The following is a 13460-nucleotide window of genomic DNA, read 5'->3' as shown; positions in this document are numbered from 1 at the left end:
GAGGATTACCACACTCCCGCGAGCACGATGCGCGGCTCAGGATGCGAGGCTCAGGGTGCCAGGCGCGTCGGACCGCGGAAGAGGTAGGTCACCTCGCGGATCGACGACTCGCCGAGCAGCAGCATGAGCACGCGGGCGAGACCCATTCCGAATCCGCCGTGGGGCGGGGCGCCGTAGCGGAAGAAGTCGAAGTAGAAGTCGAGATGCTCGGCTCCGAGTCCCTTCTCCTTCGCCTGCTCGATCAGCACGTCGACGCGGTGCTCGCGCTGCGCGCCGGTCGTGATCTCGACGCCGTTGAACAGCAGGTCGTACGACTTGGTGAGCCCGGTCTCTTCGTCGCGCATGTGGTAGAACGCGCGGATCTCGGGGTGGTAGTCGGTGATGAAGACGAACTGGTGGCCATACGTCTCCTCGACGTAGGCCGAGATCTGACGCTCGCCCTCGGGGTCGAGGTCGCCGTCGGTGCGCGGGATCTCGTAGCCGCGGCTCTTCACGATCTCGCGCGCCTCGGCGAGCGGGATGCGCGGGAACGGGATGGCCGGCACCCGCACCTCGAGGCCGAACAGCTCCTCGATCTCGGCGCCGTGCTTGTCCTTGACCGCCTGGAACGCGGTCTGCAGCAGCTCCTCCTGCATCGCGGCGACATCTTCGTGCGAGTCGATCCAGCTGATCTCGGCGTCGACGGACGTGAACTCGGTCGCGTGACGCGAGGTGAACGACGGGTCGGCGCGGAAGGCGGGGGCGATCTCGAAGATCTTGCCGAACCCGGCGACCTGCGCCATCTGCTTGAAGAACTGCGGCGACTGCGCGAGGTACGCCGTCTGGTCGCCGAAGTACTCCAGCGAGAACAGCTCGGCGTTGGACTCGGAGGCCGAGGCCATGAGCTTCGGCGAGTGCACCTCGATGTAGTCGCGGTCGATCCAATACGAGCGGAAGGCGTGCTCGAGGGTCGTCTGCACGCGGAAGATCAGGTTGTTGCGGCGCTGGCGGAGGTCGAGGAAGCGCCAGTCCATGCGCTTGTCCATGCCGCTGTCGGCGGCGATGGGCGTCTCGGGGAGGGCGGCGGCCGCGATGTCGAGCCGGCCGATCTTGATCTCCACGCCGCCGAGCTTCACGCGCTCGTCGTGCTTCAGCTCACCCCTGACCGTCAGGAACGTGCCGGTGGCCAGGTTCGAGATGAGGTCGGTGAGTGCCAGGGCCGCGGCATCCTGTTCCGAACCGTCCTCGGCCGGACGCGTCGCCGGGTTGACCAGCTGCACCGCCCCGGTCTCGTCGCGAAGGATGACGAACTGCACCTTCTTCTGGTCGCGGACGGTCTCGACCCATCCGGAGACGGAGACGGGGCCGTCGGCGAGGCCCTTGAGCTGGTTGACGAGAACGCGTTCAGTCACGAGGGACAAGTGTACGTTGACGCGTCGCGTCGTCCTCTGCAGGGCACGATCACCGGAGACTCCGGCAGACCCCACGGGCTTCGGGGGGTCTGCACCAAGGTTCCGTTCATCCACCTTCCGTAGCGTGGATCCGTCGCGCCGAACGGTGGCGGCCGCCGCCACCAGGTGCCGACGGACGGACGGGGATCCGACGAATGACCACTGCGACGACCGACGGCTCGTGGCTGAGCACGCTCGCCGATTGGGCGGTCTCGCTCATGGACGTGATCGGCCCGGCCGGCGCCGGCATCGCGATCGCGATGGAGAACCTGTTCCCGCCGCTGCCGAGCGAGGTCATCCTGCCCATGGCGGGGCTCGCCGCGAGTCGCGGCTCGTTCACCGTCGTCGAGGCCCTCGTGTGGACAACGGCCGGGTCGGTGATCGGGGCGCTGCTGCTGTACGGCCTCGGTGCGTGGCTCGGCGTCGACCGGTTGCGCGCGGTCGCGGCGAAGGTGCCGCTGCTCAAGCCTGAGGACATCGACCGCACGGTCGCGTGGTTCCAGCGGCACGGCGGCAAGGCCGTGTTCTTCGGCCGCATGATCCCCATCTTCCGCAGCCTCATCTCGATCCCCGCCGGGATCACGCGCATGCCGGTGTGGAGATTCGCCCTGCTGACGGCGGCGGGCAGCCTGCTGTGGAACTCGATCTTCGTGCTGTCCGGCTACTTCCTCGGCGCCTCCTGGCACATCGTCGAGCGGTACGCCGACATCCTCCAGTACGTCGTCATCGCGGTCGCCGCGGTGGCCGTCGTCTGGTTCGTCGTGGCGCGGGTGCGCGAGGCGCTCGCCGCGCGCGACTCCCGCGATCGCAGCGAACCGGAGCTCGACTGAGTCGAGCCCCCGCGGCTGACGCCTCTCGTACCGCGAACCTGGGAGGACGCTCAGCCGGCCCATAGATGAGGCCCACGTAGACTGGGGCGGTGCCCGCAGCTCGCCTTCATCTCGTGCGCCACGGGGAGGTTCACAACCCCGCCCGCGTGCTCTACGGGCGACTCCCGGGCTACGGCCTGAGCGCAGACGGCCGCCGCATGGCCCGGCAGGCGGCGGAGTACGTGAAGTCGCTCGAGCGTCCCGTCTCGGCGCTGGTGTGCTCGCCGCTGCAGCGCACGCAGGAATCCGCCGAGCCGTTCGCCGAGATCTTCGGCATGGCCCCCGTCATCGACGAGCGCGTCATCGAGCCGACCAACGTCTTCGAGGGCAAGCGCATGGCGATCGCGATGGTCAACCCGTGGAACTGGCGTCATCTGCGCAAGCCCGCACTCCCGAGCTGGGGCGAGCCGTATGCGGACGTCGTGGGGCGCATGAATGCGGCGATGACGCAGGCATGGGATGCCGCGGACGCGGGCGACGTCGTCATCGTGTCGCATCAGCTCCCGATCTGGCTCACACACCTCGCCGTCGCCGGTCTGCCGCTCCGGCACGATCCCCGCGCGCGCCGCTGCGCGCTGTCGAGCGTGACGAGCTTCGAGATGGTCGACAAGAAGTGGACCGAGACCGCCTACGCCGAACCGGCGTCGACGGCCGGCGCCGTGGATGTGGGGGCGGTATGACCGGTCGGTGGGCAGGAACGCGGGCGAGGCGCAGGTCGCAGACGGCGGCATCCGCTCTCCTCGTCGTCGGCCTCATCGCGGGTCTTGCCGCGTGCACCAGCGATCCCCTCGCCGACCAGTACCGCTCCGGTGACAACAAGGGCTTCGTCGCAGCCGACGGCTTCGCGGTCGACGAGATCGCGGCCGACGACCGCACCGAGCCGGTCGACTTCGAGGGCGTGCTCGACAACGGCGGCACGACCTCCAGCGCCGACTACGCGGGCGACGTGCTCGTCGTGAACTTCTGGTACGCCGGCTGCGCGCCGTGCCGCGTCGAGGCGTCCGAACTCGCGGCGGCCGACGCGGCGTTCGAAGGGCAGGATGTCGCCTTCCTCGGCGTGAACCTGTACGACGGTGGCGAGGCGTCCCGCGCGTTCGCCGAGACCTACGGCGTCACCTACCCCAGTGCATTGGCGACCGAGGACGGCTCGATCAAGCTCGCGTTCGCCGGCGAGAGCCCGCTGAACGCGGTGCCCGTGACGCTCGTGCTCGACAAGAAGGGCCGCGTCGCCGCGCGCCTGGTCGGCCAGATCGAGGACGCGTCGATCCTCGAGACCATCGTCCGCGAGACGCTGGAGGAGTCGTGAACCTGGGCGCACTGGTCGCCGACGGGTCGCTGCTCATCGCCATCCCCATCGCGATCCTCGCCGGTGCCATCTCGTTCCTCTCGCCCTGCGTGCTGCCGCTGGTGCCCGGCTACCTCGGCTTCATCGGCGGTGCCGTGAGCCCGCGTCCGGCGCGGGCGGGGACGGATGCTGCGGCGGAAGGCTCCTCGAAGGTCCGAGGCGTTTCGTCTCGCTCGTTCCTCGCTCGCTCAACGACCGGGACCGACCTCGCTCCGGCGACCGAAAGCCCTCGGCCGTTGAGCGAGGGAGCTCCGGCGACCGAGGCGGAACGCGTCGAACCGGCGAGCGACGCCGAACCCGGCCGCGGGCGGCTCGTGCTGGGCGTGCTGCTGTTCATCGCGGGGTTCACCGTCGTGTTCGTCAGCATGGCGATGCTGGGCGGCACACTCGGGCGCTTCCTGCTCGAGTACGCCGACCTCATCACCCGCGTGCTCGGTGTGGTCATCATCGCGATGGGGCTGGTCTTCATCGGCTGGTTCGGCATCGCGCAGCGCATCACGCGGCCGCAGGTGCGCGGCAACCTCGGGCTGATCGGCGCGCCGCTGCTGGGCATCGCGCTGGGCATCGGCTGGGCGCCGTGCATCGGCCCCACCCTCGCGGTCATCCTCACCATGGCGTTCGACTCCGGCTCGGCGGCGCGTGCGGCCCTCCTCGGTGTCGCCTACTCGCTGGGACTCGGCATCCCGTTCCTCCTTCTCACGCTCGGCTTCGGCTGGGCGACGCGCTCCGTCTCGTTCGTGCGCCGCCACATCCGCGTCGTGAACCTGATCGGCGGAGGCCTTCTCATCGTGCTCGGACTCCTGATGGTCACCGGCGTCTGGACCGCCGTCATGGCCCAGCTGCAGGGGGTGTTCGCCAGTGTCCCGGCCCCGCTCTGACGCCCCGCACGGCTCGACTCCCGAGGGGGCGGACCTCTCCGACCCGGTCGAAGGGATGCTGCGACCCGCCGACCACGCCGACTCGGCGGCGCCCGCCGCCACCGAGGAGGGCATCACCCAGCCGGCCCTCGGCGTCGTCGGGTGGCTGCGCTGGGGATGGCGCCAGCTCACGTCGATGCGGACGGCGCTCGTGCTCCTTCTGCTGCTCGCGATCGCGGCCGTGCCGGGCTCGCTGGTACCGCAGCGCAGCGCCGACCCGAACGGCGTGCGCCAGTACTTCGTCGACAATGCCGACCTCGCGCCGGTGCTCGACAAGCTGAGCCTCTTCGACGTCTACACGTCGCCCTGGTTCTCGGCGATCTACATCCTGCTGTTCATCTCGCTCGTCGGCTGCGTCATCCCGCGCACCAAGCACCACTACAAGGCGATGCGGGCACAGCCGCCGCGTACGCCAGCGCGGCTGTCGCGCCTCGACGTGCATCGCACCGAGATCCTCGAGTGCCGGGACGACGCGGATGCGGCCGCCGCCGCCGCGACCGCGATCGAGGCCGCGCAGCAGCAGCTGCGCAAGGCCGGCTACCGCGTGGCGAGGTACGACGGCGCCCGGTCGTTCTCGGTCTCGGCCGAGCGGGGGTACCTGCGCGAGACCGGCAACCTCGTCTTCCACGCGTCGCTCGTCGGCGTGCTGCTGGCTGTCGGCATCGGCGGGGGATTCACCTACACGGGGCAGACCGTCATCATCGAGGGTCGGACCTGGGTCAACACGATGCTCGACTACACGTCGTTCAACCCCGGCCGCTTCGTCGACGAGGATGCCCTCACGCCCTACGCGCTCACTCTCGACGACTTCTCGCTGTCGTACGTGACCCCCGGCGAGCAGGGCGCCGGGCAGGCCGGCGACTTCGTCGCGCACCTGACGACCCAGTTCCCCGACGCCGACGCGCAGTCGGGTGAAGTGCGGGTGAACCACCCGTTGCAGATCGCGGGCGACAAGGTCTACCTCATGGGCAACGGCTACGCGCCGACCATCACCGTGCGCAACAGCGACGGCGACGTGGTGTTCTCCGAGCCGGTGCCGTTCCTGCCGCAGGACAACCACATGACCTCGCAGGGCGTCGTGAAGGTGCCCGACGGGCTGCGGGAGCAGGTCGGAATGGTCGGCTTCTTCTACCCGACGGCGCAGGAGCTCGACAGCGGCGCACTCACGTCGGTGTACGGCGACCTCGAGTATCCGATGCTCACCTTCTGGGTGTACGCCGGTGACCTCGGCATCGACGGCGGCGTGCCGAAGTCGGTGTACACCCTCGATCCCGCGGAGATGACGCAGCTCGCCGGTGGCGATTCCGGTGCGGCCTCGCTCGAGCTCAAGCCCGGCGAGACCGTCGACCTGCCCGACGGCCTCGGCAGCGTCACGTTCGAGAACGAGGCGCCCGAGGGCGCGAACGGATTCCAGGACTCGGTCAAGCGGTACGTGTCGCTGTCGGTCCATCGGGATGCCGCCGCCACCTGGGTGCTGCTGTTCGCGGTGCTGGCGACCGCGGGCCTGCTCGCAGCGCTGTTCGTCCCGCGCCGGCGCATGTGGGTGAGGGCGATGCCGCAGGGTCATACCGTGCAGCTGGAGTACGCCGGCCTCGCACGTGGCGAGGACCCCGCGCTCGACGGCGCCGTCGCGCAGTTCGCACAGCGGCATCTCGTGTCGCTGGCAGACCGTGAGCCGGCCGGGAATCGCCCCGCCCGGCCCGAATCGACCCCCGACGTAGACTGAGGATCATGCCTGACGCCTCCCCTCTCACCCTCGACTCCGTCTCGGTGCTGCTGGTCTGGACGGCGATCGCGATCTACGCGCTCGCGTTCATCGCGTACGCGGTCGACCTGGCGCGGCGGGGTGCCGTGGCGGTGGAGGCGAAGGATGCCGCGGCTCAGACCGCACGCGAGCGCGAGCTCGTCGCCGCGGGCGGCGGCCGGGCGTCGGCGGGAACAGGGATCGTCGACCAGCTGCGTGCGCAGGAGACCGCGTCGGAGGCGGCGCTCAACGCCCCCGTCGGCCGTCGTGCGCGCCTGGTGTGGGCCCGCATCGGCACGTCGCTGACGGTGCTCGGCTTCCTGTTCCATCTCGGCGGCGACGTGACCCGCGGCATCGCCGCCGGCCGCGTGCCGTGGTCGAACATGTACGAGTTCGCCCTGACCGGGACGCTCCTGATCGTGGCCGTGTACCTTGGCGTGCTTTTCCGGTACGACCTGCGCTTCCTCGGGACCTTCATCACCGGGCTCGTCGTCGTGCTGCTCGGCGGGACGGCCATCTGGTTCTACACCGACATCGTGCCGCTGATGGACCCGCTGAAGTCGGTGTGGCTCGTCATCCACGTGTTCGTCGCGTCGCTCGCGACCGCCCTGTTCTCCCTCGCGTTCGGCCTGTCGGTGCTGCAGCTGATGCAGGCGCGGCGAGAGGCGCGGATCGCCGCTGCGGCGCGTGCGCAGGACGCCCTCGGCACCTCCGCCGCTTCCTCTGCGAAGACCGGCCCCGGCTTCCTCCGGACCCTTCCGAGCGCCGAGGCCCTCGAGTCGCTCGCGTACCGGTTCGCGATCCTCGGCTTCATCTTCTGGACGTTCACCCTCATCGCCGGCTCCATCTGGGCCAACGACGCATGGGGTCGGTACTGGGGCTTCGACACGAAGGAAGTGTGGACCTTCGTGATCTGGGTGCTCTACGCCGGCTACATCCATGCGCGTGCGACACGCGGGTGGCGGGGCTCCCGCTCGGCCTGGCTGTCGATCATCGGCTTCACCGCGGTGATCTTCAACTTCACGATCGTGAACATGTTCTTCAAGGGCCTGCACGCCTACTCCGGCTTGAGCTGAACGGGTCCCGGGCGCACGTCCGCCATGACGTGACCGGCACCGCATTCCCCGGACGGCATGGGCCGTGGCTGCGGGAATGTTGCGCAGACGCTTGACGTCGCGTCCGCTGCGGGTTTAGCTTTGCGCCTGTTCGGTTCGCCGTCCGCTTCGCCCTCGGGTGGGCGGAGGCGGTGAGCCGTGCAGGGGTTCGATGCATTGTCATCGCCGGGGTTCGGGGGAGCCGCGAAGCGGAACGAGTGCACCGGCGCGTTGTTGTCACATTCGATATTCGAGCGACAGGCGCGTCATGGTTTGGGGACAGGGGACGAAGCGCTCACAGAGCGCGGCGTTCGCAATGCTCGCGTACGCGACGGCGATCGCCGTCGCGGTGAGCATCGCGATCCCCTTCGGCGTGCCCGCGAACGCGGACGCGACGACCATCACGGCCGCACCCGCCGCACGCCAGCCCGATCTCGCGCCCGCAGCAGCACCGGCAGTCGAGGGGTCCGCGTCGAGCGGTGCATCCGCCTCCGCCGACGCCGCAGACCAGGTCGAGATGATCGGTCAGCCGGCGGCACTCGATGTCAGGCCCTTCGACGCGACGGATGTGGCGGCTCCCACCGACACGGCTCCCGCCGACACCGCCCCGGCCGAGACGACAGCGCCCGCCGAGCCCGAGCCGGCCCCGGCGCCGGCGCCCTGGGTGATCACCATGTCGGGCACGTCGTCGTCGCTGGTCTTCCACGCCGACGGGACGGTCACCTTCGAGGGCGTCACCCGGCTGCTCGCCGAGATCTCGGTGATCCGCGTGACCGGCACCGCCGGTGACGACACGTTCACGATCGACTTCGGCGGCAGCGATCCCGCGCTCACCGTCGGCTTCGACGGCGCGGCCGGCTTCGACACCCTGGTCACCCGCGGCGGCGCCGGATTCTCGTCGCAGCCGACGGACGGCTCGAGCGGTGTCATGCAGTTCGGTTCGACCCGCGTCGAGTACACCGGCATCGAGCCGATCGTCGCCGACAACGACCCGGGCGCCGGCGTGGACTTCGCGCTCGCCGACGACAAGGACGACGAGGCGATCCTCGAGTCCGGACCGGCCGCCGGCCAGCTCCAGCTGCGCAGCCTCAACGGCACCTTCGAGACGACGACGTTCATGGCTCCGGTCGGCACGGGCACCGTGCTCAAGATCTCCGGTGGCGGCGGGCGTGACTCGCTGACGATCGTCGACATCCTCATCCTCGGATTCGCGGCCTTCGTCGCCCAGTTCGAGACGATCACGGTGACGGGCTCGCTGAGTGCCGGTGACATCACGCTGACGGCCGCCGAGAGCAACACCGACGGCATCCCGGTGAACGTGGCCGACTGCACGGACTTCGACGACTTCAGCATCACGGAGTGCCTCGACCACGACGCCGACGCGGCGGTGATCGTCGACGGCGGCCAGCTCCACGCGACAGGTGACGGCGGCGCGGCCACCGGCGGGATCACACTGACGGCGACCGCCACGGTCGTGCCCGACGCCACGGCGGGGACGGCCTACCTGATCCTCGCGAACGCCGATGCGGTCGTCGCCGTCCGCGGCGGCTCGGTCATCACGGCGACCGGCGCCTTCATCGCGACGGCGTCGTCCGTCATCGGACCGGTGACCCTCATCAAGGACTACGGCGACGCCGCTTTCGTCACGTCGAACGCGTCGGCCACCGTCGACGGCGACGCCGTCGTCGATGTCGACGGCGCCGCGACCATCTCCGCGACCTCGACGGTGGATGTCGGCGCCACGCCGCAGACGGACCCGTCCAAGGACGAGGACCCCCTGAGCAGCAGCTTCGACGCCGCGGTCGCCATCCTGAGCGTGACGGCGAGCGCCATCGGCAAGGTCACCGGCAACGCGCGGATGATCGTCGGGGGAGCGCTCGGGATCGCGGCGGCGAACACCGCCACGCTCAACGCGGTGGGCGACGCGCACGAAGCGGGAAGCGGAGCGGGTGTCGCCATCGCACACCTCTCGCAGACGACGGATGCCGCGATCGACTCGACCAACGGAGCCGGCACGTCCGCGGCATCCGTCGACATCCTGGCGTCGCAGACGGCCACGGTCACCGCGACGGCCAAGGCCAGCCCCGGAGGCGCGTCGCAGAACAACAAGGGCGCCAACGGCGCCGGACGCGGCAACGGGCAGGCGAGCACGAGCGACGGCGGCCTCAGCGTCGCAGGCGCGTTCGGCATGGCCCTCACCGACGCGATCACGACCGGCCGCATCGTCGGGGCCAAGGTGACGACGACCGGTGCCCAGAAGGTGACGGCGCGCGGCAAGAACGCCATCGCGGTGACGGGGGACGGCGGCACGACGAGCGGGGCCGGCGGCGCCAGCGGCAACGGCGTGGGCATCGGCATCGCGCTGCTCATCACGGATCTCACCACCCGGGCGTTCGTGCAGGGCGGCGCGATCGACGCCGCGGGCGGACTCACCATCGCGGCCGAGGGACCTGACGCGGGGGACTCGTCCTTCACCGCCACCGCGGTCTCGGGCAAGAAGACCTCCGGCGGATCCATCGCCGTGGCGGGTTCGTTCGCCCTCGCGAAGATCGACGCGCTGACCTCCGCGACCATCGACGGCGCCGGCTCGTTCGCGAACCGCGCGGTCACCGTCACCGCGCGCGGCAGCCACAAGAGCACCGCGAAGGCGACCGCCAAGCAGGAGCTCGGGGGCGACAACGGCAGTGCGGTCGGCGCCGGGGCGTCGGTCGCGCTGAGCCTCATCCGGGACGACATCGTGGCCGCCGTCGCGACCGGCGCGGCGCCCACCGGCATCGGCGCCCTGGTCCTCACGGCGACCGGCGCCGACGACGCCACCACGACCACCGTCGGCGGCTCGGACGGCGGCACCAGCGCGACGCTCACGGGAGTCGCGAGCATCGCCATCCACAACGTCCGCACCTTTGCCGGCGTGCTCGCCGGCGCCGCGCTCACGCTCGGCTCACTCGCGGCGACCGCGTCGCAGACCGCGAAGGCGACGACGTCCGCGACCGGCGCGACCAAGGCGGGCAGCGGCTCGTCCCTGGCGCTGACCATCTCGTTCGCCCTCGCGAGCGTCGACCACGAGGCCGAGGCATCCATCGCCCGTGATGTCGCAGCCACCGGACCGGTGTCGCTGACCGCGTCGGCGGTCTCGAAGACGACCACGAACGCCGAGGCGAGCGCGGCCGGAGCGCCGGGTGAGGGAGCGGGCGGCAACGCGACGAACGACAACGTTAAGACGAAGTCCGACGCCAAGCTGGGCGACGCGGGCAGCAAGACCAAGGGAGGCGCGGGCGGCGGCACCTCGACGCCCGAGCAGAAGAACGAAGACGGCACCTCGGTGTCGGTGGCGGCCGCCGTCGCCATCAACCTCGTGACCTCGGTGGCGCGCGCCATGCTGCTCGCCGGCTCCTCGCTCACCACCGGCGGCGCGGTCACCTTCCTCGCTTCCAACAACACGGATGCCGCGGCCACCGCCCAGGGAACGGCGACCGACTCCTCGACGGTGGGCATCGGCGCCGCCGTGGCCGTCAACAAGGTGCGGCTCGTGAACGAGGCGGGACTCGGGATCGGCGCCTCGCTCCACGCCGCCTCGCTCGCCGTGACGGCGAACGTCAAGGTCGACGGGCCCGACGACGCCCACGTCTTCGAAGCCACCGCGCAGGCCGGCGCGACCGGCACAGGCGGCACGCTCGGCGTCGCCGGCGCGTTCGCGCTGAACATCGTCGACGAAGACACGCGGGCGCTCCTCGACGCGAGCGACGATCCCGCGCCGCAGCCCGTCGATCAGCCGCTGCAGGGCGTGATCCTCAGCGGCGGCACCGTGAGCTTCACCGCCGGCTCGAAGAGCACCGACAAGGCCTCGGCGAAGGCCGACCAGTCGGGCGACGGCACCGTCGGCATCGGCGCGGCGCTCGGGCTCAACCTCGTGACGCACGAGGTGTACGCGGGCATCGCGCTCGCCGCGAACGGCACGCGCGGCCCCCCGCTCACCGGTGCAGGCGCACTCAGCATCACCGCCACGCACGGCGTCACGCTCACCACCGAGGCAGAAGCAGGCGCCGCCGGCGGAGGGGTCACCATCACCCCCTCGGTCGCCATCGTCATCGCAACCGTCCACACCGCAGCATCCATCGGCAGAGGCTCCGCTCCGCTCACCGCGTCGAGCATCACCGCCACCGCCACCCAGACCGTCGCCGCCGACACCACGGCGAAGGGGTCGACCACCGCCGGCACGACCGCCGGGATCGGTGTCTCGCTCGCCCTCGCGATCCTCGACGACATCACGTCGACGTCTGGCAGCGACCGCAGCCTCACGACGACCGGCGCGGCGTCGTTCATCGCCACGCAGCGCGTCGACGCGAAGACCACCGCCCAGGCCTCGGCCCAGGGCGCCAAGCCGTCCGAGGGCAAGGACCAGGGCGGCAAGGACGTCAACCAGAAGGCCGACGCCAACCTCGGTCAGGCCAGCTCCACCAAGCAGCAGAACGGCGCCGGGTCGACGTCGACCTCGTCGACGCCGAAGGCCGCGACGAACGACGACGACGGCGCCTCGCTGTCGATCGCCGGTGCGATCGCGATCGCGGTCGTCTCCCCGACGGTGCGAGCCCGTTTCGCGAACGGCGTGATCGTCACCGCCGGCGGCCTCGTGACCCTTCGTGCGCTCGCCGACATCGACTCGAAGGCCGACGCCCGGGGCGACACGTCGACCAAGGGCGACGTCGGCATCGGCGCCGGCGTCGCGGTGCAGGCGGTTGAGATCACGGTCAACGCGACGACCGGCGTCTCGACGATCACGGCCACCGGCCTCGTCGTCGAAGCGGGCATGCTCGACGGCGACACCGACGACGTGGTGCGGCGCTGGGACGACGAGACCAAGACGTGGATCGTCGTCGACTCGGGCGAGCAGCTGCCGGGTCCGTCGAAGAACGACACCGCGTACGTCAAGGAGTCCGGCCAGGAGGGCGTCTACACGTTCGACGGGTCGAGCTGGTCGAACACGACACCGGGCGCCATCAGCGCCGGCGACCAGCTGCCGGGTTCGCCCTCGATGAACCAGCTGTTCCTGCTCGGCGCCGAGAAGGACGGCCACCCCGGCAACTCGGTGTGGAAGTACAACGGCACGATCTGGGTGTTCCAGACCGCCGCGGTCTACGCCAAGAAGGACGACCTGCCCAAGGACGAGATCGAAGAGGGCGACTGGTTCTCGCTCACGAAGCAGGACGGCTCGCACGCCCCGGGCTTCTACAAGCGCAACGGCAGCCACGAGTGGGTGCAGCAGTCGGTGACGGTCGGCTCGGGCGACCGCCTGCCCGCCACTCCGGCCGACGACGACCTGTTCCGGCTGTTCGAGCACGAGGTCACCTCGATCGCGCGTGCCGGCGCCAGCAAGTCCGACAGCGTCGGCGTCGCGGGCGCCATCGCGATCAACATCCTCGGCAACCAGACCGAGGCCGTCGTGCCGGCCGGGGCGTCCGTGACGCTGTCGTCGGCGGCATCCGCGGTCTCTGCCGAGAGCAATGAGCGGGATGCCGCGACCGCGACCTCGCAGGCCAGTCAGGGCAAGGCGACCGGCGTCGGCGCCGTGTTCACGCTGCAGGTCGTCGACGGCAGCGACGTGCGCGCCGAGGTCGAGGACGGCGCGGCGCTGACCGGCGGGACGGGCCTCGCGATCACCGCCTACGGCTTCCGCGAGTTCATCACGAAGGCCGAGGGCGGCAGCACCTCGACCGGCGCTGCGGCGATCGCACCGGTCGTGGCTCTCGTGATCAGCGTCGACGATGACGCGACCGCGCGGCTCGGGTCGGGCGCGGCCACGAACGTCGGCGGGCCGCTCAGCGTCACCGCCACCCACCAGCTGCGCATCCGCACCGACGGGAACGCGAAGGCGGCGGGAAAGAGCGCGGCGGTCGGGGCGATCATCGCCGTGAACGCGGTCGTCGGATGGGACACGCTCGCCGAGATGGCGCGGGATGCCTCGGCCACGACGGTCTCGGTGGTCGCGGACTCGCTCGCCTTCACCGAGGCCAAGGTCGAAGCGTCGGCCGAGGGCGCCAGCGCCAGCGAGAGCCAGTCCGGC

Annotated in this window: 8 protein-coding genes (1 of these 8 cut by a window edge); 7 read left to right on the top strand and 1 reads right to left on the bottom strand. The window is 70.7% G+C overall.

What is annotated here, in order from left to right; genetic code table 11:
* Window positions 1–50 precede the first annotated feature (50 nt).
* Complete coding sequence (aspS, locus tag ACI3KY_RS08275; protein WP_404929697.1) at window positions 51–1391, bottom strand: aspartate--tRNA(Asn) ligase; 1341 nt, start codon at window positions 1389–1391, stop codon at window positions 51–53.
* Window positions 1392–1585: 194 nt separating this feature from the next.
* Between aspS and ACI3KY_RS08270 the strand changes: the two genes are divergently transcribed.
* The 7 genes from ACI3KY_RS08270 to ACI3KY_RS08240 all read left to right on the top strand — a co-directional run.
* Entirely contained in the window at window positions 1586–2260 is a 675-nt protein-coding gene (locus ACI3KY_RS08270; RefSeq protein ID WP_404929696.1) for a DedA family protein, read from the top strand.
* Between the two features lie 89 nt (window positions 2261–2349).
* Window positions 2350–2979: a histidine phosphatase family protein gene (locus tag ACI3KY_RS08265; protein WP_404929695.1), complete on the top strand. Its 630-nt coding sequence runs from the start codon at window positions 2350–2352 to the stop codon at window positions 2977–2979.
* Window positions 2976–3605, top strand: coding sequence for a TlpA family protein disulfide reductase (locus tag ACI3KY_RS08260; RefSeq protein ID WP_404929694.1), 630 nt, complete (start codon window positions 2976–2978; stop codon window positions 3603–3605). The genes ACI3KY_RS08265 and ACI3KY_RS08260 overlap by 4 nt, the downstream gene beginning before the upstream one ends.
* A complete protein-coding gene (locus ACI3KY_RS08255; protein WP_404929693.1) occupies window positions 3602–4522 on the top strand; it encodes a cytochrome c biogenesis CcdA family protein in 921 nt (306 codons plus the stop codon). Before ACI3KY_RS08260 ends, ACI3KY_RS08255 begins: the two co-directional genes overlap by 4 nt.
* 55 nt (window positions 4523–4577) lie before the next feature.
* The gene (locus ACI3KY_RS08250; RefSeq protein ID WP_404929692.1) at window positions 4578–6287 is read left to right on the top strand and encodes a cytochrome c biogenesis protein ResB; all 1710 of its coding nucleotides are present in this window, start codon (window positions 4578–4580) and stop codon (window positions 6285–6287) included.
* Between the two features lie 5 nt (window positions 6288–6292).
* Window positions 6293–7381 (top strand): c-type cytochrome biogenesis protein CcsB, encoded by a 1089-nt coding sequence (gene ccsB, locus ACI3KY_RS08245; protein ID WP_404929691.1) that lies wholly within the window; start codon window positions 6293–6295, stop codon window positions 7379–7381.
* Window positions 7382–7667: 286 nt separating this feature from the next.
* Window positions 7668–13460: the 5' portion of a hypothetical protein gene (locus tag ACI3KY_RS08240; RefSeq protein ID WP_404929690.1), read on the top strand. It continues 25554 nt past the right edge of the window; 5793 of the gene's 31347 nt are visible here — the first part of the coding sequence; its start codon is at window positions 7668–7670; its stop codon lies beyond the right edge, outside the window.

It is taken from the genome of Microbacterium sp. ZW T2_14 (assembly GCF_044987405.1).
Lineage (GTDB): Bacteria > Actinomycetota > Actinomycetes > Actinomycetales > Microbacteriaceae > Microbacterium.
Note: the sequence above shows the minus strand (reverse complement) of the source record. Positions and strands in the feature narration are given on the sequence as shown.